General features: G+C 61.9%; 29 protein-coding genes. 16 read left to right on the top strand and 13 right to left on the bottom strand.

Annotated features, from left to right (window positions below; genetic code table 11):
- Positions 1-311 precede the first annotated feature (311 nt).
- Positions 312-656 (top strand): potassium channel family protein, encoded by a 345-nt coding sequence (locus UP06_RS04945; protein ID WP_245305401.1) that lies wholly within the window; start codon positions 312-314, stop codon positions 654-656.
- Positions 657-746: 90 nt separating this feature from the next.
- Here UP06_RS04945 and UP06_RS04940 read toward each other — a convergent pair whose 3' ends face one another.
- From UP06_RS04940 to UP06_RS40605, 3 genes are all read right to left on the bottom strand, one after another.
- Entirely contained in the window at positions 747-1502 is a 756-nt protein-coding gene (locus tag UP06_RS04940) for an outer membrane protein (protein WP_045001191.1), read from the bottom strand.
- Positions 1503-1661: 159 nt separating this feature from the next.
- On the bottom strand, positions 1662-1928 hold the full coding sequence (locus UP06_RS04935) for a hypothetical protein (protein ID WP_045000932.1): 267 nt from the start codon (positions 1926-1928) through the stop codon (positions 1662-1664).
- Positions 1929-2149: 221 nt separating this feature from the next.
- Complete coding sequence (locus tag UP06_RS40605; protein ID WP_156162768.1) at positions 2150-2299, bottom strand: hypothetical protein; 150 nt, start codon at positions 2297-2299, stop codon at positions 2150-2152.
- Between UP06_RS40605 and UP06_RS41935 the strand changes: the two genes are divergently transcribed.
- The 4 genes from UP06_RS41935 (at position 2238) to UP06_RS04925 (ending at position 4917) form a co-directional block, all read left to right on the top strand.
- Complete coding sequence (locus UP06_RS41935; protein WP_245305409.1) at positions 2238-2477, top strand: hypothetical protein; 240 nt, start codon at positions 2238-2240, stop codon at positions 2475-2477. The genes UP06_RS40605 and UP06_RS41935 overlap by 62 nt on opposite strands.
- A gap of 106 nt (positions 2478-2583) precedes the next feature.
- Positions 2584-2802, top strand: a complete 219-nt coding sequence (locus UP06_RS39620; protein WP_156162767.1) for a helix-turn-helix domain-containing protein — start codon at positions 2584-2586, stop codon at positions 2800-2802.
- A 342-nt stretch (positions 2803-3144) separates the two neighbouring features.
- Positions 3145-4233, top strand: a complete 1089-nt coding sequence (locus UP06_RS04930) for a TRAP transporter substrate-binding protein (RefSeq protein WP_045000931.1) — start codon at positions 3145-3147, stop codon at positions 4231-4233.
- Between the two features lie 228 nt (positions 4234-4461).
- Positions 4462-4917 (top strand): GNAT family N-acetyltransferase, encoded by a 456-nt coding sequence (locus UP06_RS04925; protein ID WP_045000929.1) that lies wholly within the window; start codon positions 4462-4464, stop codon positions 4915-4917.
- A 20-nt stretch (positions 4918-4937) separates the two neighbouring features.
- Here the strand turns inward: UP06_RS04925 and UP06_RS04920 are convergent, their stop codons facing one another.
- From UP06_RS04920 to UP06_RS04890, 10 genes are all read right to left on the bottom strand, one after another.
- Positions 4938-6257 (bottom strand): cyclic nucleotide-binding domain-containing protein, encoded by a 1320-nt coding sequence (locus tag UP06_RS04920; RefSeq protein WP_082081228.1) that lies wholly within the window; start codon positions 6255-6257, stop codon positions 4938-4940.
- A 57-nt stretch (positions 6258-6314) separates the two neighbouring features.
- The gene (locus UP06_RS40600) at positions 6315-6683 is read right to left on the bottom strand and encodes a hypothetical protein (protein WP_156162766.1); all 369 of its coding nucleotides are present in this window, start codon (positions 6681-6683) and stop codon (positions 6315-6317) included.
- A 132-nt stretch (positions 6684-6815) separates the two neighbouring features.
- Positions 6816-7262: a hypothetical protein gene (locus UP06_RS04915; protein WP_050031546.1), complete on the bottom strand. Its 447-nt coding sequence runs from the start codon at positions 7260-7262 to the stop codon at positions 6816-6818.
- A gap of 550 nt (positions 7263-7812) precedes the next feature.
- Positions 7813-8181: an outer membrane protein gene (locus UP06_RS04910; protein WP_082081226.1), complete on the bottom strand. Its 369-nt coding sequence runs from the start codon at positions 8179-8181 to the stop codon at positions 7813-7815.
- Between the two features lie 6 nt (positions 8182-8187).
- Positions 8188-8577, bottom strand: coding sequence for a hypothetical protein (locus UP06_RS04905; RefSeq protein WP_045000924.1), 390 nt, complete (start codon positions 8575-8577; stop codon positions 8188-8190).
- Positions 8578-8869: 292 nt separating this feature from the next.
- Complete coding sequence (locus UP06_RS42390) at positions 8870-8992, bottom strand: hypothetical protein (RefSeq protein WP_283806011.1); 123 nt, start codon at positions 8990-8992, stop codon at positions 8870-8872.
- Positions 8993-9128: 136 nt separating this feature from the next.
- A complete protein-coding gene (locus tag UP06_RS40595) occupies positions 9129-9356 on the bottom strand; it encodes a hypothetical protein (RefSeq protein ID WP_156162765.1) in 228 nt (75 codons plus the stop codon).
- Positions 9356-10081 (bottom strand): response regulator, encoded by a 726-nt coding sequence (locus UP06_RS04900; RefSeq protein ID WP_045000923.1) that lies wholly within the window; start codon positions 10079-10081, stop codon positions 9356-9358. Before UP06_RS04900 ends, UP06_RS40595 begins: the two co-directional genes overlap by 1 nt.
- The gene (locus UP06_RS04895; protein ID WP_197087121.1) at positions 10074-11606 is read right to left on the bottom strand and encodes a DUF4118 domain-containing protein; all 1533 of its coding nucleotides are present in this window, start codon (positions 11604-11606) and stop codon (positions 10074-10076) included. The genes UP06_RS04900 and UP06_RS04895 overlap by 8 nt, the downstream gene beginning before the upstream one ends.
- Positions 11607-12091: 485 nt before the next feature.
- Positions 12092-12664: a hypothetical protein gene (locus UP06_RS04890; RefSeq protein WP_045000921.1), complete on the bottom strand. Its 573-nt coding sequence runs from the start codon at positions 12662-12664 to the stop codon at positions 12092-12094.
- A gap of 567 nt (positions 12665-13231) precedes the next feature.
- Between UP06_RS04890 and UP06_RS04885 the strand changes: the two genes are divergently transcribed.
- The 11 genes from UP06_RS04885 (at position 13232) to UP06_RS04840 (ending at position 24444) form a co-directional block, all read left to right on the top strand.
- On the top strand, positions 13232-14731 hold the full coding sequence (locus UP06_RS04885; RefSeq protein WP_245305400.1) for an outer membrane beta-barrel protein: 1500 nt from the start codon (positions 13232-13234) through the stop codon (positions 14729-14731).
- Positions 14732-14796: 65 nt separating this feature from the next.
- Positions 14797-15522: an outer membrane protein gene (locus UP06_RS04880; protein ID WP_050031545.1), complete on the top strand. Its 726-nt coding sequence runs from the start codon at positions 14797-14799 to the stop codon at positions 15520-15522.
- 56 nt (positions 15523-15578) lie between these two features.
- Positions 15579-15719, top strand: a complete 141-nt coding sequence (locus UP06_RS40590; protein ID WP_156162763.1) for a hypothetical protein — start codon at positions 15579-15581, stop codon at positions 15717-15719.
- 38 nt (positions 15720-15757) lie between these two features.
- Positions 15758-15967 carry a hypothetical protein gene (locus tag UP06_RS04875; protein ID WP_045000919.1) on the top strand — a complete coding sequence of 70 codons (210 nt, stop codon included), beginning with the start codon at positions 15758-15760 and terminating at the stop codon, positions 15965-15967.
- A 70-nt stretch (positions 15968-16037) separates the two neighbouring features.
- Positions 16038-17267, top strand: coding sequence for an efflux RND transporter periplasmic adaptor subunit (locus UP06_RS04870; RefSeq protein ID WP_050031544.1), 1230 nt, complete (start codon positions 16038-16040; stop codon positions 17265-17267).
- A gap of 19 nt (positions 17268-17286) precedes the next feature.
- Entirely contained in the window at positions 17287-20448 is a 3162-nt protein-coding gene (locus UP06_RS04865) for an efflux RND transporter permease subunit (protein ID WP_045000917.1), read from the top strand.
- Between the two features lie 35 nt (positions 20449-20483).
- Positions 20484-21863, top strand: coding sequence for a TolC family outer membrane protein (locus UP06_RS04860; RefSeq protein ID WP_045001185.1), 1380 nt, complete (start codon positions 20484-20486; stop codon positions 21861-21863).
- A 25-nt stretch (positions 21864-21888) separates the two neighbouring features.
- Entirely contained in the window at positions 21889-22149 is a 261-nt protein-coding gene (locus UP06_RS04855; RefSeq protein WP_502691516.1) for a hypothetical protein, read from the top strand.
- A gap of 46 nt (positions 22150-22195) precedes the next feature.
- Positions 22196-22957 (top strand): enoyl-CoA hydratase-related protein, encoded by a 762-nt coding sequence (locus tag UP06_RS04850; protein WP_045000916.1) that lies wholly within the window; start codon positions 22196-22198, stop codon positions 22955-22957.
- Between the two features lie 168 nt (positions 22958-23125).
- Positions 23126-23575 (top strand): EF-hand domain-containing protein, encoded by a 450-nt coding sequence (locus tag UP06_RS04845; protein ID WP_050031543.1) that lies wholly within the window; start codon positions 23126-23128, stop codon positions 23573-23575.
- A 194-nt stretch (positions 23576-23769) separates the two neighbouring features.
- Positions 23770-24444, top strand: coding sequence for a response regulator transcription factor (locus UP06_RS04840; protein ID WP_045000915.1), 675 nt, complete (start codon positions 23770-23772; stop codon positions 24442-24444).

Genomic DNA, 24444 nt, shown 5'->3' with positions numbered 1-24444 from the left:
TGAATCCATCGATCGCAAGCGACAACCGAAGATATCAAGCGTCGCCGCCCGGCCGAGACGACACGTCAAGCCGCAGATGCTTCTAGCGGCGCGACAAGGGCAATTCACCTGGCTCGGCTTCAGATCCTGGTGATCGGCGTCCAGACACGATCCGAACGCCGACGTCTTAGAATCGATTTTTTCGAAGGTGCGGCAGATGTGCTGTCATTCTGATGTGTATTCTGTGTCGTGAGTTGCTGCGGCAGCGACTCACGCGACCCCAAACATCCTTGATGTGGATCAAGCAGCATTTGGCGCCGGCGGGATGCTGGATGCATCGCTATCGGCTGCGCAGGAATGATCTCGCATGCCGAAGACCGGGAGCTGGAAGCCAACAGGGGCACCGTATCACGTTCCTTGGCTTGTCGGCCGCGGATGCGTTCAAAGGCATCGAGTTCGTGGATGACCGATCGCTTGCAAGCAAGGTTTTCTATTTGAGCTTCGCCACGCTGACGACGACCGGATACGGCGACATCGTGCCCGTCCATCCATGGGCGAGGAGCCTCTGCAACATCGAAGCGGTTATCGGGCAATTGTATCCGGCGACGCCATTGGCGCGACTGGTCACGCTCGAGCTCGGGGGGCAAATTGAACACGCCCAACAGCAATCACCGTAGCGGCGGTTTTGGGCTGCAGACTGATGGCAGATTTTTGCGCTAATGCGGAGGCCCCGGTCTCGGGGCCTCCATTATGAGCGGAAGCACGGTTCAGTAGCGAGCGGTGACCGGCGCACCATAGCCGCCGAAACGATAGTTCACCCGAAGTGTGATCATGTCCACATCCTGGCTGACCCCGTTGCCGAGAAGGGTAACTCCCCCTGGGGTGACCACGCCTGCGAAGGACGTGTTGTCACGCCCCATCCAGAGATGGTCGTACTCGATACCGAACGACCAGTTGGGGGTGAAGCCATATTCCCAGCCGACTCCCAGAGCACCGCCCCAGCGCGTGTGACCTGCCGAGGCGAGTCCGACACCGGTGGCATTGTTGAATATGTCAAAGCGATTGCGCGTTACCGCAGCGCCACCCTTCACGTAGAACAGCGACGCGTTCCATGCCCAGCCGAGTTGAGCCGTGAATAGCCCGATGCCATCTATCTTGCCTGTGGTGGAGATCAATGGATCGATCAGGCTGACGCGGGTGTTCTTGATTTCGGCCCAGTCGCCCTGCGCCTCCAATCCAAGGACAAACTGGTTGGTTTGCCAGCGGTAGCCGATCTGTCCGCCAACAAGGCCGCCGGAGCGATCAGCGCAACCGCCTGCGAGTGTCCCTGCGGGCGTCAGGAAATCCACGCAACCATGGCTCTGCCCCCAACCTCCATTGGCGCCAATGTAGAATCCGCTCCAGTTGTAGATCGCCACCACCGGTGGAGGCGGCGCTGCCTTGACAGCCATATCGGCGGCCATGGCCGGAGCCGTCATGTTCAGCGCTACGAAGCTGATCGCAGCCATCGAAAGCCTTTTCATCATCATGTCCCCTCGCTCCGATCTCTTTCTTGTTTAGAAACGCGAATGCAGGCTTGCGTGCATAAGCACGGCGAACATCCATACGTTACGTTCGATGAGACCCTACGCCCGTAACAAAATGGCAACACTCAAGAGCCGTGTATGTGCACGAAGACGTGCTTATTCCGTGTCGGGACCGGTACGTCGTTCAGTGTCCGATAGTTCGTCGGCAAGCCAGGCCTGGATGCGGGTTGACGGAATAAGCTGCCTGGGGACGCTCGGATTGATCGTGCCCGCAAATACAGCGAGGCCTTCGTCGAGCTTTGCACGAGCGAACGCCTTGGCCTCTGCTTCCGTAGCGAAGGTCCTTGTCTCCCGAGGACTCCGCTGCTTCGGCAGCGTGCCGCGTTTACGCACTTCGAAGGTGACGTACCAAGTCGGCGTCATCGCGCACCTACCCGCGAATTGGCCCAGCCCACTCATCCCACCTGTTGTGGTGCGCCTGTCACATAGCCGGTTGATCTGAATCAAGAGACCGCGCCTGATGCTGCCAGACAACAGCGAAGCGACGGGCACCTAAACCCATATACGGTTCTGCGGAGCTACCGCTCGGCCCAATCACACTTGATCTACGTCAATGTCGCTCAATCTTTCCCCGCACACGCTATCTACAGCCGCAGGAAGGCGACTTCTGCCACCCCTGATTTCGCAAGTGCAAAGAGGAGGACCATCATGAAGGCGAAGACCCAATTCTCGATGAGATGCGCGACGATTGCAGGGATAGCTGCCAGCGCCCTTTTGGTGCTTGCAGGCGTCACGCTTAATCCATCACCGGCCCACGCAATCGTATATTGCGAGTACGTCGGGTATCCGGGGGGGTGCGTTGCCCGGGCCGGCGTCGTTCTGAGGCCGCGCCCCGTTGCGCGTGCAGCGGTCCGCCACAACGTTGGTGGCAATGCGAATGGCGGCGTCAATCGCGTTGGCGTGCGACGGTAAGGGGAGTCGCTCGCGGATCGCGAGCCGGGACAGCGAGCCAGGTTCGCGACCGCATATTTCTGTCGAAGGGGTAAGATGAAATCATCGACGAACCGGAGCGAAGACCATGTCGTTGCCGATATCTCGGCGTGACATCGCCGAATATCTCGGCAGAACCCTCGAAACCCTTTCGCGAGCAGTATCGCGACTTCAGCGCGAGGGTGTTGTCACCTTTGGAGGAAATACACAGCGCGAAATTGTTATTCTCGATAGGCAAGCTCCGGAGCTTCGATCTGCAGAACGAGGACACTGCTCGCAAAGGCACATGGCGCCAACAGCACAGTGAGCGTGGCCGCTGATGGCCCTTGTCGGACATAGCGGCCTGTTCGACCTAGGTCCGCTGTACACACCAAAGCCGACATACGCCGTCCATCGTCCGCCGAACAGATCGCGCGAACGAGTGCTCCCGACCTCGACAGATTCATTATCCGCTTACGCTGCCGCCGGTGATGAAGAATTAGGCTGTACGTCTTAAGTCGCAAGATCGCAAAGCCAGCCCGCTCTGGAGGCCGGGCTTTTTCTTTGCCGCAGTGCGATCACGATGGAATTCAGTCGGGCCTTGCGCCATGCTGTCCCCCAAGCCTCGGCAAGAAGGCCCACAATCTTAAATCCATCAGGGCAGGAAATCATGAAGAGACGAGACTTCATCAAGGTCACCGGACTTGGTGCGGCCGGTGCCGCAACGCTCGCCGCTCCCGCGATTGCGCAGTCGATGCCGGAAATCAAATGGCGCATGCCGACGAGCTGGCCGAAATCGCTCGACACGCTGTTTGGCGGCGCCGAGATGATGTGCAAGATGGTTGCAGAGGCGACCGACAACAAATTCCAGATCCAGATCTTTGCGGCCGGCGAGATCGTGCCGGGCCTCCAGGTGCTCGATGCCGTGCAGAACGCCACCTGCGAGATCGGCCACACCGCGTCCTACTATTATTTCGGCAAGGACCCGACCTTCACCTTCGGCTCGTCAGTGCCGTTCGGCCCCAACATGCGCATCAACCAGGCCTGGTACATGCTGGGTGGGGGCAAGGAAGTCCTCAACGACTTCTACAAGAGCTACAACGTCATCTCGCTGCTGGCCGGCAACACCGGCTGCCAGATGGGCGGCTGGTTCAGGAAAGAGGTCAACACGCCCGATGATCTCAACGGCATGAAATTCCGCATCGGCGGCTTTGCCGGCCGCGTGCTTCAGAAGCTCGGCACGGTGCCGCAGCAGCTTGCCGGCGGCGACATCTATCCGGCGCTGGAGAAGGGCACGATCGATGCCGCCGAATGGGTCGGTCCCTATGACGACGAGAAGCTCGGCTTCTACAAGATCGCGCCGCATTACTACTATCCCGGCTGGTGGGAGGGTGGGCCGATGCTGCTCGCCTTCGTCAACCTCGACAAATGGAATGCACTGCCGAAATATTACCAGAGCGTGCTCACACAGGCCGGCCATTACGCCAACAACTACATGATGGCGCGTTACGACCAGGCCAATCCGCTGGCGCTGAGGAAGCTGCTCGCCAACGGCACCAAGCTGCACGCCTTCTCGCCGCCGATCATGGACGCCTGCTACAAGGCGGCCAAGGAGCTACATGACGAGGTCTCGGCGACCAATCCCAACTTCAAGAAGGTCTATGAGTCCTTGACCAAATTCTCCAACGACAGCTACGCTTGGTTCCAGGTCGGAGAAGTCGGTTACGACATCTTCATGTCGCGTCGCTCGCAGGGCTAAGCCCGGCGGACGTCGCGGCGCGATCTTCCAATAAGCGAAAGCCCGGTCTCGCAAAGCGCGAGGCCGGGCTTTTTGCGTGCCTGCCTTGATGTCTTCGGATTTTACAAAGTCGCTTGACACGTCAGGCAAAACGGAGGCAAGAGGCGATAATCGCGCAATCCGGGACGAGGCAGGACGCCTGGGACGCATGACGCCTTCGCTCCGGCCTCCGTGGAGACTTGCCCAATCATGCAGATCATGTTCCGCCGAGCTCAATTGGCCGATCTTCCGGCCATCGTTGTTCTCCTGGCAGACGATGCCCTGGGACAGCAACGGGAGGATGCGAGCTCGCCGATAAACCCGAAATATGTCGATGCGTTTCAGGCCATTCTTGCCGATGCCAACCAGCTGCAACTGGTCGCGACCGTGAACGACGAGGTGATTGGCACCCTTCAACTTTCCTTCATTCCCGGACTGGCACGGAAGGGCGCCTGGCGCGGACAGATCGAGGCGGTGAGAATCGCCGCGTCCCACCGGGGATCCGGTGTTGGGCAGCAGATGTTCGAATGGGCAATAAGCCAATGCCGAGCCAGAGGTTGCGATCTCGTCCAGCTCACGACCGACAAGACGCGCTCCGATGCTCACCGCTTCTACGAGAGGCTGGGATTCGTTGGCAGTCACTTGGGCTACAAGCTGATGCTTTAGCGTCGAACCGTCTACGCGGGTTAAACAAACGACTCCGCCAACGCCAGATAGAGCGCGAACAGAAAGCCGCCGACCGTGGGCAGGACGACCAGCGAGCCGCCTTCCGCAAGAGCCACGGGGATCATCGCGTGGGCGACCAAGGCGAGCACAGCGCCGCCGGCCAAAGCCTGGGCGAAGATCGCTGCCAACGCTTCGGTGCTTCCAATGAACGCTTTTCCGGCCGCGGCGGCGAGAATTCCGGCAAGCAGGACGGTCGACCAGAGGCCGTAGATTGCGACCCTACGGTATCCGGCCTTGGTCAGCATCGAGGCGCTGACGGCCGCCTCCGGAATCCCGCCGAGGAACATGCCGAGCATCAAGGTCAGTGACAAATTGCCGAAGCTCGTGAACTTGGCTCCGATGACCAGGCAGCCCGGAATGGTGTCAAGAATATTGCCGAGCACGATAGCCATGCCGGCGCCTTTGGCCGTCGTGGTCAGCAGCTCGCCGGCTTCGTGGCGATTAAGATCGAGGCTGCCGCTCGCCACTTTTGCCCAGATCGCTGCGTCGGTGCCGCCCTTGCTGAGATTGCTGATGGCGCGCTGATGACTGATGCGCTTGACGGCTTCGGCGAGGCGAGGGTCGCCGGCGACAAGCCGCTCGAAATCGGCCTTGGCGATCGCAAGCAGCTCGGTGTCCTCTGCGGCACGTATGGTCGCAGTGCGTGGGCCGCCGTTCAGCAGTGCCATTTCTCCGAATGCATGTCCAGCGCCGAGCACCGCGATCTGCGCGTCGGCATCCGTAGCCGCTGCCCTGAGAACCTCCACCTTGCCTCGCGCTACGATGTAGAGTGCATCGGCTTCGTCTCCGGCGCGGAACAGGACCTCGCCGGGAGCCAGCGTCTTCTCGCCGATGCACTCCAGGATCGGCTCGATCTCGTCGGGCGGCAGATGACGCATCAGGTCACAGCTTGAGAGGAGCTGGATGCGTTCGCTGGTGTCGGCATGTTTGCGCGCCAATGCGAATTCACGGAACTGGGTGACGTAGCGCACCGCCGCGCCTTTCTTCTCGAGGAAGATTGAAGCGAAGTAGTACATGACGGCGCCGGCAGCGAACCCCGTACTGATGAAGGCCCAGGCGGTTCGGGCACTGAAGCCTTGATGATGGAGCGATTGCGCGCCGTCATAGGCCAACTCGATGGCGAGAGCCGAGATCAGCGAGCCGGCGGCAAAGGCGAGCAGGCAGGCCAGCGGACGTTTGGAAAAGGGAGCGTGAAGCCCGATCGCCGCGCCGATCAGGGAGGAGGATGTGGTCACCAGGCCCAGCAGGGACGCCATGACGAGGGAGGAGGAGAATGTCATGAAGTTCCTTGGCCGGCAGGCACGGTCGGAAGACTGTGGAAACCCGGCGGCCGTGCTCTATCGGGAAGCTGCACTCGGCCCGAATTGACTGTTCTTGTTCAGTCGCCAGCGCGCCATCCAGCGCGGACATGCCTCGTAGAGATTTCTGGTGATGCCGCCACCCTCGACGCCGGCACAAGCGTAGTAGCAGGTTTTGTTGAGGCCGGAACTTTGCGTGCCGGAGTGCTTGCAAAGCAGGGCGAGACGCGATGGTGTTGCGGACGGTTCGGCCAAGGCGGTGCCCGACGCCGTAAGCGCGGCCAGCATCAAGGGTAATCGCATAGTTTGCTCAATCCGATGGATGGAAAAGAGGTCTCGGCAAAATCCATTTTTGCCGCCGGGCGACCGATCAATAGCTGAACAGTGGCCAGAGCTGGCGGCCATCATGATCGTTTGCGGTGCATAGAAAAACGAGAGGATCCTCGGCGCGACTACATAGGAAATTCATATAGAGAGCGGCCGGCCCGTCGTTCAGCGACGCCCGTCTTGCGTCATCTTGTCTTGCGTCATCCTGGCCGCTCAGGCTGCCCATTTCATCTGGGCCAAACTCTGTCGATAGGCAGACAGCACGAAGCCCTGATGGCACCTGACGCCAGCCTCGATCCGGAAGCCGAGTTGTTCGAGCCTTCTGCGGATCTTGAGCGCGAAGCCGGCCTCGCTCGACTTGATCAGGACCGCAATCGCCGCGGTCGCGCCCAGAGACGGAGCGACCTGGGACAGCGCCGTCTCGAACGCGCTGAACACGTCCTGCACGGTGATGAGGCCGACGGAAAAAGTCGGGGTGCGCAGACGGAAGCGCGAGGGCAGCCCGATGCGGGTGAAGCCGCGGCGGCGCAGCGCCGAATACAGTTCGGTGCAGTCGCCGCCGGCGACGATCGCACGGTCGAGTTTCGACAAATGGGTGAGCGAGATCATGGTCTCGACCACCTGATCGCGGTCGGTGGTGGAGGGAGGCGTATGGAGCACGAAGATACTCCTTGTGAACCCTTGTTGTGAACTCTTGGGTACGCTGGCGTGACTGTTCGTCCCGACTGATGGCTCAAATATCTCTTGCAGCGCATATGATTTCGAGGGGCAGCTCGAACCTATCTCATAGGGATGGCATAGGCCTGGAGCTGCCTTCAAACGAGGCGTCAATCAACGTTCATTGCGCATGTACGCGCTTCGCGCCGTCACTGATTTGAGGTCGGGTACGGCGCTGGTCGCGCCGCGGTAATCCGATAGACGATCTACACCAGCTCCGATCTGGCGATCCACCGCGAGAAGAATCGCATGCGCAACGGCAGCCGTCGCTACGACGAGGAGCCAAAGGCGTAGACCCATGAGACTTCTCCATCCTTGGATGGCGTACACAGATCGGACAATTGGGAAGGCTTGTTCGGACCGAAACGTGTTCAAAAAAGGGCCCCGGACGAACCGGGGCTCAAGTTTGTTGGAGGTTTGGAGAGAGACGTCAGTAGATGGCGACTCAGTACTTCGAGACTTCAGGACTTGGAGACTTCAGTGCGTAGAGACTTCAGTATTTGGCGACGACGGGGCCGTCCCAATGGAATTTGTAGTTCACGCCGACCAGCGCGGTGGAGGCCCGCTGCTGGACGCCGATGACTTCGCCGGAGCCGCCCCCGGGCAGCGTGAACGCACGCGCGTTGTCGTCCAGGAACCACATGTAGTTATACTCGGCGAAGACCGACCAGTTCGGTGTGAACATCCATTCGGCGCCGATGCCGATGGTCATGCCGGGCTGATAGAAGCTTGCGGATTCGAACACCGCACCGCCTGGCGCGAACACCTGGTTGCGATTCTTGATCCACGCGGCGCCGCCCTTGAGATAGCCGAGGAATTGCGGCGTCCAGAGATAGCCGATGCGGCCGGTCGCGGTGTAGATCTCCTTCTAATTATTCGCTTCGGAGAAGGTGGGAAAGTCGGTCAGGGCATGGCTGCCCTTGACGCTGCCGAAATCGAAGCTGCCGCCGACACCGAACACCAGATTGCCGGTCTGGAAGTCGCAGCCGACCTGGCCGCCGCCGATGAAGCCGCTGTCCTTCTCGCGACCGTAAATTGCCGGCGACGCGGCGCCGAAGAAGTCAGAGACGCGCGCGGTATCCAGTCGCGTCCACCCGCCGCCGACATTGCCGCCGAGATAGCAGCCGGTCCAGTTGTAGAGTGGAGCAGCAGGCATCGGCCTCGCCTTCACCGGCAGATCGGCCGCGGTCGCGACGCTCGTCGCGCCGAGCCCGATCAGCACGCTCGCGACGACAAGAGATTTCAATCGTCCGTACATTCAAGCCCCCTGCATGGCCACGCGGCCAATTCAATTTCGGAGCTGATCTTAAGGACAGCGTGCGGATTCCGCGATGCCGAAAGGACCGCGAGAGGGTGCAGAACCTGTTTTTTGCCCGCGCGTTGCACGCTCGCGACATCGCAAGGCGTCGAAAATCATTGAGAAAAAATAGCTTTCGGTCTCACGATGCGGATTTTGGAAATGGAGATACGGCGAGGGCTGCGCGACCTATTGCATCCGGATGAGATTGCATCGCAGCGTTTTTTATCGATGTTTCCCGCGTGCGATGTGCCTAATTCCGGTCGCGGGTCCGCCAGACGAAGATGATAAAGATTGCGACAAAGGCTGCACCCGCAAGCATCCAGTACTGGGCATCGAAACCAAAAATGCTAAATTTTTGAATGAGGAAGTCCACGCGTGCGCCCCTTTGTTGGGCAAATTACGCGGTTCGCGATGAAAAATATATTATTTTTATACGATGGACGTTCTGCGCGTCACGCGCGGGCGGGCTGGCATTCCGTTGTCGTCATGGAGGCGTGCGGAGACCTTGATCAGAGCGCTGATCGCGAAGCGCGCTCGATGACGAGCCCGTTGAGGAAATCCTCGAGCGCGAGGCGTCCGGCTTCGTGTGCGGCCCGGTGCGAGCGAAACCCGACTTCACGGAGCCTGATGCCCATCGGTCTACGTTTGCGCCGGATTTCCCACGACCATTCCTGGCCGGCATCGCCCGACCAGGACACGACCACGTAAAAGGATCGTCGGGGCGAAGGGCGCAGCATCAGCTCACCCGGGCCGTGAGGGGCTCCGCGTCCAGCCGATTCTGAAGGCGATAGCCGACGCCGGACTCGGTGACCAGGAGTCGCGGCTGGTTGGGGTCGGCCTCGATCTTCTGGCGAAGCTTGCGCACGAGGATCCGAAGATACTGGATGTTGTCGCGCTGGTTGCCGCTCCAGATCTCCTTCAGGAGCTGATCGTGCGTAACGACGAGGCCGACATGCATGGCGAGAACGTGCAGCAGCCGGTATTCCTTGCGCGTCAGGCGCACCGGGCTGCTGTGCAGCGACACCGATCGGGTCACGAGATCGACCGACAGCGGGCCTGCGGCCACGACCGGATTCTCCGTCGCCGACTTGAAATAGCGCCGCAGCGCCGCCTCGCTTCGCGCCAGCAACTCGGCCATGCCGAACGGCTTGACGACGTAGTCGTCGGCGCCGGCTTGCAGCAGGCGCACCTTTTCGTCCTCGCCAGCCACGACGGAGAGGATGATGATCGGCACGTTCGACCAGGCGCGAATCCGCTCCAGCACATCAGCGCCGTGAAGGTCGGGCAGCGACAGATCGAGAATGATGAGGTCCGGCGAACTGAAGGTTGCGATCTTCAATGCCTCGGTGGCGTTCTCGGCCTCGAGCACGGCGAAGCCGTTAAGCTCGAAGCCCGCGCGGAGAAAGCGCCTGATCTTCGGCTCGTCGTCGATCAGCAGGACGACATTTGCAGGCTTACTCATTTGCAAACGCCGTCAATTCAGAGGTGGATGTCTCGGACGCCGGCAGGGAGATCGACACTGTCGTTCCCTGTCCCGGACCACGGCTGTGGACAGCGATGGTGCCGCCGTTGGCCTGGATGAAGGTCGATGCGATCCAGAAGCCGAGGCCGGTGCCGGGGATCGAGCTCTGATGCCGCGCGCTCCGAAAGGATCGGTGCCCGAGCTGTTGCCGTTCGTCCGCCGTGATGCCGACGCCCTGATCGGACACGACGACGATCACGCGGTCGGGCTCGTAACGCACATCCGCCGTGATCGTCGAACCGGACGGCGAGTATTTTGCGGCGTTCTCCAGGATCTGCCCGCAGGCCTCCTCCACCAGTCCCGAATCGACGTGGAGCAGGGGAAGATCGTCGGCGAAATGGGTCTCTATCCGATGTGCCGAAAGTCGTCGCGCACGCCGCTTGATTGCACCGTTCACGATGTCCCTCGGATCCGCCCATTCGAGGCGCGGGTTCAGTCCGCCGGCAGTGACGCGGGTCGCGCTAAGCAAATTGCTGATGTAGCCGTCGAGATGTGCCGTCTCCTCGGAGATCGCCTCGACCAGCGCGTGTATCCTCGCATCTGCACGGATCGCCGGAATGGTCTCGAGCACGCTCGCCGAACCCTGGATCGCTGCGAGCGGCGTGCAAAGTTCGTGGGATAGCGTGCCGTGGAAGGCATCCCGCAGCATCTGTGCCTGCAGACGCAACCGTGCGCTCTCCATGGCCTTGCCGATGTCGAGGCGTTGCAGGGTCAGCGCGGTCTCATCGAGGATGGCCTCGATTCGGCGTGATCGCCGCTCGATCGTCTGCTCCGAGCCGAGACCGATATTGACCGCGATCACGCCGTGAATCGACGTTTCCGACGAGATCGCCCTGAGCAGCCAGAGTTCGCGGCGGCGTTCGTCGATGATCGTCCGCGACGGCGGACCCTCGCCGGAACTCATCGCAGCCGCACTTGCCTTGACGGAAGGCGGTGCGAATTGCGGCTCGGGTGGCTCGAAATGTCCGTCGGTGGTGGTCACGAAGAAGGTCGCGGCGTGCCCGAATGCACGCTCGAAGTGTTGCCGGATCGCGGCGATCAGGTCGACGACCGTGAAGCAGGAAGCGAGGCTGCGCGAGAAATCATAGAGCGCGTGCATCTCGCTTTCGCGCTGACGCAGGGTCTCGGTCTCCTTCCGCAGCCGTGAGGCGAGATTGCTGCTGACCAGCGATACGATCAGGAACAGCAGGAGATCGACCGCCTCCTGCGGATCGTCGACACGAAAGCTGTAGAGGGGAGCGAAGAAGAAGAAGTCAGCGGCCACCATGCCTGTGATCGAGGCGGCCATCGCCGGCCAGACTCCCCATCGGGTGGCGGCAAACATCACGGGAACCAGATAGGCGATCGGCACCAGGCTGGTTGCGAGCGTCTGGTTGAGCGCCAGCAATGCGGCGGTGACGAGCCCGATGCTGGAGATCGACAGCAGCAGAGGGACTGCTTTCTGCCACAGAACGCGCCACGGCAAGATCTCATCCAGGGCGGCGGCCCCAGACGATCGCGATGCGAGCTTGGTCGGCCGCGCGCTCGTCATTGAAAACATGCGGCCCAGAGGCAGATGAAGAATCAACTTGTGTACTTGCCCTTGTCGACGACGACACCGAATGGCCCGCGACGGGTTTTCTCGTCAGACGAGACTCGATCGGACAATGTTCGGAAATTTGATCGCAATCGGCTTGCGCCGATCTACGGCGCGCGCCAGAGCCCGTTCAATGTCGTGATGCAAAGTCTTCAATGTCGTGAACCACCCGGCAGACCAACGATGGTCCAGATCAGCGTAGAAAATCTATGCTGTTGGCGGCACGCAGAAATAAAAAAGAAATAGTCGAAAGGGTCAGTACTTCTACGGAAACAAGACGCAATACACTTCAAGTCGGGTGTATCCCTGATCTCACTCTCTCATAAGCTGTCTTGATTTGCGTCCGGGTTGAGATTCGAGTCCGCGAAGGGTCCTCAGCCGCGTAGCAGGCTTGCATATTGCAACGCGCGCTTCTCGCCCTGGAGCTCCGGCTTTGAGGCGCGATGGAGCCCGGCCTCGTCGGTCGAGCGGCTGTGGGGCGGTGCAAGGGCTGCGACCGCGGCGGCGCTGATCTGCTTCGGCGGATAGAGATAGAAGTCCATCAACGGCATATGCGGCCCGTGCGCGCTCCGTTGCAGCAGGTCGCGGGCGGTCTCGCCGGCGACCGGATAGATCGCGCTCCATCCGGCAAAGCTGCTTGCGAGAATCTCGAGCGAGAGAATCGTGGTCGCGATCCGCACGAAGCCCTCATTGGCCTTCTTGGCGCTGCGCGTCGTCGAGGCGCGGCGCAGCAGCTGACGAAGCTCGGCATGACGCTCGATCAGCGGGCCCATGCGAAACTGCCAAAGCATGTTCGGCAGCGAGGCGAAGCCATGAACCTCGTGATACGATTCGATCAGGCTGCGGCATTGCCGACTCAGAATCTCCGGCAGGAAGGCGAGATCGCATTGAACGCCGTCGCTGGTCGCCTTGCGGCGGCCGCGCGCTGCATGAGTCACGGCTTCCATGGTCGAACCTCGCGAAGCAGATGTGCCTATGCGAGGAGCTTAGCGAGTCCCGACATATATCTTCGATCGACAATCGGGTGCGCATGCATAGCAAAATAATAGCTGTTTGGTTCGGCCGACGAGTTGTTGCGCGCAAGTCGGGCAGGGCGCGTTGCGGACTATGACAGAAATGACACAGCTCGCAGGAAAGGTTTGCGGTGCGACATCGTTTGACCGTCAAAAGCGCATTTTTTCGCTGACGATTTGAGCAAACGGGCTGGGCAGTTGATGCTTGTGAATGCAAACGGCGATCGAACGCGTCGTTACGCTATTTTATTTTAACGAATGCGCGAGGGAAACCGTATCGCTTTTTATTGGCCTCATCGCGATTGATTGCACCTGAAGCTTAACCAAACCGAAAGAACGCCTGAAGGCGTCGGTCCAACAGCTTGGGGCACTATGATGAGAAAGTATCTTTTGGCGGGCGTATCGTTGGTTGCGATGGGAGCGGGCAGCGCTGCCGTCGCAGCTGACACGCTTCCGCCGGTGGGGAAGACGTTCTGTGATCCCTACAAGAATTACGCGTGCATGGACTCCTATCTGGGTCAGGATTTCTTGACCCGCTTCATCAACTACTATCGGCTCGAGTGGGGTCATGAATCGGCGCCCTCCGATCCCAAAGCGCCGCCGTCACGCCGCGACGGCTGGCCGACGACGCCTCAGAGCACACCGCCGATGCCGTTCACCGAATGGCCGTATGGTGGTTCGACCAGCATCGGCGTGACGCGGCCAGGCTCGATCGACAGCCCGTTGATGAACGCACTCGGCAACACCAAGCTCGGCGAGGCGATGAGCGACTCGCACATCCAGGTCTATGGCTGGGTCAATGCCGGCGGCAACCTCAGCAGCAGCACGGTGCGCGGCGGCAATGCGCCGGCGGCCTATGATTACAACCCGAATACTGTGCAGCTCGATCAGGCTGTTCTCTATATCGAACGCCTGCCCGACACGGTGCAGAAGGACCACATTGATTGGGGCTTCCGGATCGCGCCGATCTACGGCGAGAACTACCGTTACACCACTGCATACGGCCTCTGGAGCAACCAGCTCCTGAACCAGAACAGGAACTACGGCTACGATGTGCCGATGGCCTATGGCGAGGTGTTCATTCCCTGGCTCGCCGATGGTCTTCTCGTCCGCTTCGGCCGCTTCATTTCGATCCCCGACATCGAAGCGCAGCTTGCGCCGAACAACTACATGTATACGCATTCGATGACGTATACATTCGACAACTACACCAACACCGGTATCCAGACCACGCTGGCGGTCAACAAGAACTGGATGGTGCAGGTGGGTCTTTCGGTCGGCAGCGACACCATGCCTTGGAATTCGGGCGCGAAAATCGCCAATCCGTCTCCGAACCCACTCTTCCCCAACAGCACCATGCTGAAGGATCCTGGCGCGATCCCGAGTGTTACGGCAGGCGTGCGGTGGACCAGTGACTCCGGCAATGACAGCGTTTACGTCGTGGCCGATGCCATCAACGGTGGAACGTGGGGCTACAACAACCTGCAATGGTACGGCCTGACCGCCTATCACAAGTTCAACGACCAGTGGCACATCTCGTTCGAGACTTACAACCTGCACCAGAACAATGTGCTGAACGCGAATAATCCGGCTGCGATGGCCGCGTTTCTTGCGGGCGGCACGCCGTTCTCTCCGCAATACGTGCCGTTCAACGCACCCGGGCTCGCCCAGTGCAACAGTGCGGCCGTGTTCGCCTGTACGGCTTCGGTGCAAACCTATCTCGCCTATCTGAACTACAAGGCGTCGCCGCTCGACAACATTTCCTACCGGATCGAGTTCTACGACGACAAGCAGGGTCAGCGCACCGGCACCAAGACGCGCTATGTCGAAACCGGCATCGGCTGGCAGCACTGGTTCTCGCCGCAGATCGAGATCCGGCCCGAGGTCTCCTACTACAGGTCGCTGGATGCCAACGCGTTCAACGGCAATGGGAATCTCGGCATCGCTCCGAACAAGAACTTCGCCCTGATCGGCTCGGCCGACATCATCATTCACTTCTGATGCTGGGCCACCTGGTGGCTTCCGAGCCGCCGGGGTCTTTGGAACAAATTCGACAGGGGGTTACAATGAAACGGATTCTTCTCGCCACGGCCTCGCTTTGCGCGCTCGGTCTCATATCACCGGTGCTCGCGGCCGATCTTCCGATCTACGGCAAGGCACCGGCTATTGCGACGCCGCTCTATGACTGGTCGGGCTTTTACATCGGTGCGTTCGGCGGCGGCGGCTACGGCAACCACAACCTGAACAACGCAACGGGCCCGGCAGGCTTCGCCAATTTCACCGCCAACTACTCCTCCAAGGGTGGTCTCGGCGGTGGCGAGATTGGTTACAACTGGCAGAGCGGCAACATCGTCGTCGGCGTCGAGGCCGACGGCTTCGGGGCGGACATCAAAGGCAACGACAATTTCGCCCTCGGTTGGGACGACGCCACCAAACTCGGCTGGGGTGGCACGCTGCGGGCGCGTGGCGGCATCGCCGTCGATCGCCTGATGCTGTTCTTCACCGGCGGCTGGGCCTATGGCGAGCTCACTCACACCAACACCAATCCGGGCGTCGGCGTCGACACGTTCAAGGCGACCCGCAGCGGCCTGGCCGCTGGCGGCGGCATCGCCTATGCGATCACCGACAACCTGATTGGCAAGATCGAATATCGCTACCTGGATTTCGGCACGTTCCACCGCGATGCGCCCACCAACGGTGTACTCGCCTACAACGTGGCGAACACGTACTCGGTCGTGACGATCGGACTCGACTTCAAGTTCGGCGGCAACGCAGTCGTCGCGAAATACTGACGCCCTTGGAGGAGGGGGACAGCATGACCGGCAGGCAGCTAAGTCGGAAAGTTGCAATGATGATCGCTCTCGCAGGGCTCGGCGCTTGCCTTGCCGGATGCGTGAGCGATCTCGACGCCGCGACCGGCGACACGTCGACGCCGCATCAGATGCGCTATTACGGCGGATCGAAAAATCCGATGTGGCCGAGCCAATGAGCACGATTGCCAGAACGGGCTGCGCGACAGGAGCTGTCATGCGAGTCGCAGTCGGTCTGATCGTCGGCCTGACGCTGATAGCGGGCGCTGTCAGTCCTGTGCAAGCAAGACATGCTAACCACCGGCATGTCCATCACACCAAGGCGGCACCGACGCAGTTCGTCGATGCCTCGTCATCCAATCTCGGGCCGATGCGCTACTACGGCGGACCGAAATCGCCGATGTGGCGCGGTCCGGCTGAGAACTGAGCCCAGGCGGGCAAGGCCAAGTCCTCTCGGGAGGCACGGGAGTGCATGAGCCAATGCGCGTGTTTGTGTCATGACATTCGGTTCGATCTTTAGCCGTCGACGGCTCGCCATGCTGGCGGTTGTGTCGATCGTCGTCGTCGTGGGCGCCATTGGTGGCCCGCGGATGCTGGCGTCGCACGGCAAGTCGACAGAGACATCGAGCCAGGCCAGGGCAAAGCCGCCGCGTTATGTTCCCAGCGCGACGGAGCTGGCGAGCCTGTCGATCGAGCCGGTCACGGAGCGGGTGTTTCGCGCCGAGCACGTGACGGAAGGCAAGATCGCAGTCAACGAGGATTCCTCGACCCCGATCTTCTCGCCCTATGCGGGCCGCGTGGTCAAACTGCTGGTCAAGCCGAGCGACACGGTCGAGCGCGGGCAGCCGCTGTTCGTGGTCGAGGCCACCGACACGGTGCAGGGCCTGAACGATTTCGTGACGGCGCTCGGCGCGCTCAATACCGCTCGCTCCAAGCTCAATCTCGCGCAGATCGTCGAGAAGCGTGCCAACGATCTCTATGCCGGCAAGGCGGTGCCGCTCAAGGACTGGCAGCAGGCGCAATCCGATCTCATCACCGCGCAGAACGACATGCGCTCGGCGGAGACCGCGCTCGAGGCGGCGCATAATCGACTGCGTATCCTCGGTCGTTCCGAGGAGCAGATCACGAAATTCCAGGAAACGCGGCAGATCAGCGCCGAGACGCCGATCTCTTCGCCGATCGCCGGCACGGTCGTGCAGCGCAAGATCGGCCCCGGCCAGTTCATCAGCAGCGGCGCCAGCGATCCCGTCTTCGTGATCGGGGACCTGTCGACGGTCTGGCTCACGGCCTTCGTGCGCGAGAGCGAGGCGGCGGATATCGCCATCGGGCAGGACATCGCCTTTACGGTGTTGGCGCTTCCCGGTCGGGACTTCAAGGCACGCGTCGACTATGTCGCCGCCGCCATCGACCCGTCGACGCGGCGCCTGATGGTCCGCGCCACCATCGACAACAAGGACGGAGCGCTCAAGCCGGAAATGTTCGCCAACGTCACCGTCTATGCCGGCGCGAACCGACCCTCGGTCGGCGTGCCGAAGCAGGCGCTGATCTACGAGGGTGAGCACGTGCGGGTCTGGGTTTCCCGCGACGACGGTTCCGTTGAGCTGCGCGAGATCCAGGTCGGCCTGATCAATGGCGACCTCGTCGAAGCGCGTGGCAATCTGAAGGCCGGCGAGAAGATCGTCACCCGCGGAAGCCTGTTCATCGACCGCGCCGCTTCCGGCAGCTAACGCAGGACGGCCGGATCAGATGGAACGTCTTGTCGCTTTCGCAGTCAACCGCCGCTTCCTCATGGTCGGGCTGTTCGCCGCCATGCTGGTCGGCGGCCTGATCGCGTTTCAGCAGCTCAACATCGAAGCCTATCCCGATCCGACGCCGCCGATGGTCGACATCGTGACGCAAAGTCCGGGTCTGTCGGCCGAGGAGATCGAGCGCTACATCACGATCCCGCTCGAGACCCAGGTCGCCGGCATCAAGAACATGAAGGTGATCCGGACCATCTCGCTGTACGGTCTGTCGGACGTCAAGCTCCAGTTCTCGTTCGACTACACCTACGAGCAGGCGCTCCAGCAGGTTTTGAACCGGCTGTCGCAATTGCCGCCGTTGCCCAACAACGCACAGCCGCAGATCTCGCCGCTGAGCCCGATCGGCGAAATCTACCGCTACAGGCTGGTTGGCCCGCCCAACTATTCGGTGCTCGACCTCAAGACGTTGCAGGACTGGGTCCTGCAACGGCGTTTTCGCACCGTGCCCGGTGTCATCGACGTCACCGGTTGGGGAGGGCGGACCAAGACCTACGAGGTGCAGGTCGATTTCAACAAGCTGGTCGCGAACGGCCTGACGTTGCCGCAACTGCTCCAGACCATCAGCAATGCCAACGTCAATGTCGGCGGCAACACGGTCGATATCGGGCCGCAATCCGCCGTGGTGCGCGGCGTCGGATTAATCCGCTCGATTCATGCGCTCGAGAACACCATGGTCGTCTCGAACGGCGGGACGCCGGTGCTGGTGCGCGATGTCGCCACCGTCGCCGTCGGCGAACAGCCGCGGCTCGGCATCGCCGGCCAGGATCAGGACGACGACATCGTCCAGGGTATCGTTCTCATGCGCCGCGGCGAGCAGAGCTCGCCGACGATTTCCCGCGTCGAGGAGCTAGTCTCTTCCATCAACAACTCGACGATCCTGCCGCCGGGCGTGCGAATCGAGCGCATCTACGATCGCAAGGACCTGATCCAGACCACGACCCATACCGTGCTGGAGAACATGGTGGTCGGCATCGGCCTGATCGTGCTGTTGCAGTGGATTTTCCTCGGCGATCTGCGCAGCGCCATGATCGTGGGCGCCACCATTCCCTTCGCGCTGTTCTTTGCCGTGATCATCCTGGTTCTGCGCGGTGAATCCGCCAATCTGCTGTCGGTCGGTGCGATCGATTTCGGCCTGATTGTCGATGCCACCGTGATCATGGTGGAGGCGATCTTCCGCCGCCTGTCACATACCGAACGGCTGACGGCCGGTGAACAGGCGTCGATCTCGGCCCACACCATCCAGGGCATCAAGCATCATGCCATCCTGACGGCTGCCTCCGACGTCTCGCGGTCGATCTTCTTTGCCGCCGCCATCATCATCGCTGCCTTCCTGCCGCTGTTCACGCTGTCCGGCGTCGAGGGCAACATCTTCGGCCCGATGGCGCGCACCTATGCTTACGCGCTCGCGGGAGGCCTGCTTGCGACCTTCACAGTGACGCCGGCGCTCAGCGCCATCATCCTGCCGGCGCATGTCGCGGAAACCGAGACGTTCCTGATGCGGTGGTTGCACCGGCTCTACATGCCGGTGCTGGGCCGCTCGCTCGCGCATGGGCGCGTCGTGCTGGCCGGCGGCGCCGTGCTGATCCTGATCACGGTCGTCGCGGTGCGGCTGCTCGGCCTGGAATTTCTGCCAAAGCTGGAGGAGGGCAATCTCTGGATCCGCGCAACCCTGCCGCCGACCATCTCGCTCCAGGAGGGCAACTCCTACGTCAACCAGATGCGCAAGGTGATCGCCGCCCGACCCGAGGTCGAGTCGGTGGTCTCGCAGCATGGCCGGCCAGACGACGGTACCGACGCGGCCGGCTTCTTCAATGCGGAATTCTTCGCACCGCTCAAGCCCGCCAAGGAGTGGCCTGAGGGCGAGGACAAGGACGCGCTGACTGCCACGCTGCTGGCGCAGCTCCAGGAAAAATTTCCGGGCGTCGAGTTCAACTTCTCGCAATATCTCCAGGACAACGTCTCGGAGGCCGTGTCGGGCGTGAAGGGCGAGAATTCGATCAAGCTGTATGGCAGTGACCTCCAGGCGTTGACCGACACCGCGAACAAGATCAAGGCGCAGCTTGCCACCGTGCAGGGGATCACCGACCTCGCGGTGTTTACGTCGCTTGGCCAACCGACCATCCAGATCGACGTCGACCGTGCCCGCGCCGCGCGTTACGGGCTGTCGCCCGGCGACATCAACACGACGATCAAGACCGCGATCGGTGGCGACAGCGCCGGTGATCTCTACGAGCCGGGAAGCGACCGCCATTTCCCGATCATCGTGCGGCTCGCGCCGCAGTACCGGCGCAGCGCTGAAGCGATCCAGAATTTACGGATCGGCGCGCAGGGGCCGAACGGCGTCACCCAGGTGCCGCTGAGCGAGGTCGCGACGGTCAAGGTCCTCTCCGGCGCCGCCTACATCTATCGCGAGCAGCAGGAACGCTATCTGCCGATCAAATTCTCGGTGCGCGAGCGTGATCTCGGCAGCGCGATCCGGGAGGCACAGGAGAAGGTCGCGGCCAACGTGCAATTGCCGCCGGGCTCGCATCTCGAATGGGTCGGCGAGTTCGGCAATCTCCAGGATGCGATCAAGCGGCTGTCGATCGTGGTGCCGATCAGTCTCGCGCTGATCGCGATGCTGATCTGGTTCAATTTCGGTTCGGTGGTCGACACCATCCTCACCATGAGCGTGATCCCGATGGCCGTGCTCGGTGGAATTCTCGGCCTGCTCTTGACAGGCATTCCCTTCAGCGTCTCGGCGGCGATCGGCTTCATCGCGCTGTTCGGCATCTCGGTGATGGACGGCATCATCATCCTGTCCCAGTACAATGCGCTGATCGACGAGGGCATGGAGCGTGGCGCCGCAATCCTCCGCACCGGCGAGCTCCAGCTTCGTCCGGTGCTGATGACCTGCGTCGTCGCAGGCATTGGGCTTTTGCCCGCGGCGTTGTCGAGCGGTATCGGCTCGCAGGTGCAGAAGCCGCTCGCGGTCGTCGTTGTGGCGGGCATGATGCTGGCGCCGATCGTCATTCTGGTCACGCTGCCGGCGCTGATCTCGATGTTTTCGCGACGGACGCGGCCGGGACTTGCGGCGGCGCAGCCTCAGTTGGCGCCGGCGGAATGAGGTGCGGTGTGCGTGGGAGCGTTACAAGGCGCGTGATGGAGTCCGGGCTGACACTGACGCTCGCCGTGGTGGGCGCGATGCTCCTGGCTTGCGGACCGTTGCGTGCGGAAACTTTGTCCGAGGCGATGGTCAAGGCCTACCAGTCGAGCCCGCAGCTCAACGCCGATCGGGCCCGCCAGCGCGGCACGGACGAGAACGTACCGCAGGCGCTCGCCGGTTACCGGCCGCAGGTGGTCGCCAGCCTCAGCGCCGGCTTGCAGGCGGTCAGGAACACGCTACCCGACAATACGATTCAGGGGGCGACGCTGCGTCCGTGGACGATCGGCGTGACCGTCAGCCAGGTTCTATTCAACGGCTTCAGGACCGCCAACAGCGTGCGCGTCGCCGAGTATCAGGTTCTGTCGGGGCGTGAAGCGCTGCGCAATACCGGGCAGGGCGTGTTGCTCGATGCGGTCACAGCCTACATGAACGTCTTGGCCAACCAGGCATTGGTCGAGGCCCAACGCACCAACGTCGCCGTGCTGCGCGAGATCCAGGCGACGACACGGAAGCGCCTCGATGCCGGCGACGTGACGCCGACGGATACGGCGCAGGCCGAGGCGCGGCTCAGTCGCGGCCTTGCCGATCTCAACGCCGCCGAGGTGGCGTTCGCCATCAGCAGGGCGACCTATGCCCAGGTGATCGGCGAGCCGCCCGGCCAATTGGCGGCGGCAACGCCGGTTGACCGCTTTTCGCCGCTGACGATGCCGGCATCGATCGAGACCGCAGGTCATGAGCATCCGGCGGTGCTTGGTGCGGGCTACGACGTGGATGTGGCGCAAACCACGATCAAGGTGGCGGAAGGCAGCCTGCTCCCGACGGTTGCCGTGCAGGCCAGTGCCAGCCGTTCGAAGGATTCGGATTCGACGCTGAGCACGTTTGCAACCGATCAGGCGTCGATCCTCGGCCAGATCAATGTGCCGATCTATGACGGCGGCACCGCGGCTTCCCAGACGCGCCAAGCCAAGGAGCTCGCCTCGCAAAGCCGCTTGGTGCTCGAGCAGGTCAGGAACCAGTCGCGGACGGCCGTCGTCGGCGCGTGGGTGTCCAATGAAGGCTCCAAGGTCGCACTGACAGCGGCCGAGTCGGAGGTGAAGGCGGCAGATGTCGCACTCCAGGGCGTTCGCCGCGAGGCGGCCGGCGGCCAGCGCACCACCATCGACGTGCTCAATGCGCAGCAGGATCTGACCAGCGCGCGGACGCGCCAGATCCAGGCGCAGCATGACCGGGTGATTGCATCCTACACGCTGCTCAGCGCCGTCGGTCGGCTGGACGTCCGCACGCTCAATCTCAATACGCCGGACTATCTGCCGGAAGCCCACTATCACCAGGTGCGTGACGCTTGGCACGGCGTTCGGACGCCGTCCGGACAATAAGCATGCGCGAGAGGAGGACGGGTGCATGATCCGCAGACGACGCGCGCTGCGCATTCTGGTCTCTGCCGCTGCCGCGATGTCGGCGTCTGCTTTCGCAGCCAATGCCCAGGGCTTGGGCCGCGGCAAGGGCAACTCGGGTCCGCCTCCCGTTGAAAACCGCCCAAAGATCGATGAGAAGGCGTATAAGGCAGCTCTCGACAGGATTCCGGTGCCTGACGAGAAATACGATCCCTGGGGCGGCGCCCGCGCCAGCGATCCGGCAAAGCCGGCAAAAAAGAAGAACTAGGGCGCGGCGAGCCGAGTGGCATTCGCCAGCAATTGCGAGGAGCGTCATGGCCGAGCAAATCACCGTCACCGACGAAGGCGCCACCCGCATCATCACCATGCGCCGGCCGGAAAAGAAGAACACGCTCACGCAGGGGATGTACCTGGCGATGAGCGACGCCATCGAGTCCGCACAGTCCAACCCTGCGATCCGCTGCCTGATCCTGACGGGCCGCTCGGGCGTCTTCACTGCCGGTAACGACATCAGCGATTTCCTGAAAGCGGCGACCGAGGCCGATGACGGCGCGCGTCCCCGCAATTCGGTGGTCTTCCTCCAGTCGCTGGTCAACAACACCAAGCCGATCATCGCCGCCGTCGACGGCATCGCGATCGGCATCGGAATGACGATGGTGGTGCATTGCGACTACGTGATCGCAAGCACGACGACGACGTTCTCCTCCCCCTATATCCAGTATGGCCTCGTGCCTGACGGCGCCACCAGCCTGCTCGTTCCGCACATGGTCGGCCACCAGCGCGCGTTTTCCATGCTGGTCATGGGCCGAGAGATGAGCGTGGAGCAGGCCAGGGAAGCCGGCCTCGTCAATCAGATCGTGCCGCCCGGGCATGCTGTGGTTGAGGCCCAGAAGGTGGCGCGGGAAATTTGCGCCCTGCCTGCCGATGCGGTCGCGGTTTCGCGCAAGCTCCTGAAGCTCCCGACCGAGGAGATCGAGCGCCGGATCGGCCTTGAGAACCACTGCTTCGCAGAGCGCATGCGCTCGCCCGAAGCGCTCGCCGCATTCCGGAAGTTCTTTACCCGAAAATTGAAGTGAGGCGATCGGGCCGCGAGCATCTGCGTCGAATCGTGACGGCTACGTTATTGCTACGGATATGACTGATAACCGATATGGATTTCCTATGCCCGACCGGGCAATTGATCCGCGATGCCAGCCAAACGAAGCAACAGGAACGGAAATTTGTCGCGCGGAAAACCTGTCCTCATGATCTGCTTGACTGTCGGCTGGTTTGCGACAGCCGGGCCCGCGCTCGCCGAAACCACCCCACCGCCGGCGCAGGATGGCCTGCTCAGAAGCGGGCCGCCGACATGGGACGCCAATCGCGACGGCATTTTCACCTGCGACGAATGGAAGGGCTTTGCCGACCGGATATTCACCTTGGCGGATCGCAATCGAGACGGGAAGCTCGACACGACTGAGTTTGTGACGGTGCAAAAAGCCGATGCGGCGTTGGCCGATGCCGATTTCGGATATTTCGACGAGAACCAGGATGGCAAGATCACGCGCAGGGAGTTCGTCGACAAGCCGAGCGCATTCATCATGCGGTTCGACCGGAACGGCGATTGTCGCGTCACGGGCGACGAGATAAGGGCGACGACTGCCCCCAAAGGTCCGCAGGGGCCGGCGGAGCGGCCGCGCGACAGATTTCATTGAAAACGCGGGTCTGAATCGGTGGCCCCGGCCCGGGGGGCAGTTTAGTCAACGCGCAAAGCTGACACGAAGCTGACGAGGGGCAAAAAGCCGGGCGGCACTCGCCTTTTTGCTGGCCGAACCCTGCCGAATGGTGGAAGAGAGCAAAGATACGGCGCGAGCCGTGTGGTTGCACCGGGGTATCCGGCGGGAATGCGATGCGTCTTTTGATCGTCGAGGACAATGCCGAGCTGTCGCGACTCGTAGCCAGCGGGCTGGCGGCGGCCGGCTATGAGAGCGATATCGTCGGCAGCGCCGACGAGGCACGCGAGGCGGTGCGCAATGTCAGCTATGCCGCGATGATCCTCGACCTTGGCCTGCCCGATGGCGACGGTCTGTCGGTGCTGCGCGAGCTGCGCCGCCAGATGGAACCGCTGCCGGTGATGGTGCTGACCGCGCGCGGCGGCTTGCAGGACCGCGTGACGGGCTTGCGTAGCGGAGCCGACGACTATCTCGCAAAGCCGTTCGCGATGGAGGAACTGGTGGCGCGGCTGGAGGCGATCCTGCGCCGTCCGGGCCAGTTGCTCGGCCGCTCGCTGCGCCTCGCCAATCTCGTCTACGACACCGAGAGCCGCCAGATCTTCGTCGACGACCAGCCGCGGATCATCTCGTCGCGCGAGACCTCGGTGCTGGAGATATTGCTGCGCCGGCAGGGGCGGGTCGTGCCGAAGAAGAACGTCGAGGACCACATCTTCGGGCTCGAGGGCGAGGTCGCCTCCAATGCGGTCGAGGTCTACGTCTCGCGGCTGCGCAAGCAGCTTGCGGAGCACGGCGCCAAGGTCGTGATCCACACCATCCGCGGCGTCGGCTATCTGATGTCCGAGGAGAAATAA

The organism is Bradyrhizobium sp. LTSP857, assembly GCF_000938285.1.
Lineage (GTDB): Bacteria > Pseudomonadota > Alphaproteobacteria > Rhizobiales > Xanthobacteraceae > Bradyrhizobium.
This window is presented reverse-complemented; position numbering and strand designations above follow the sequence as displayed.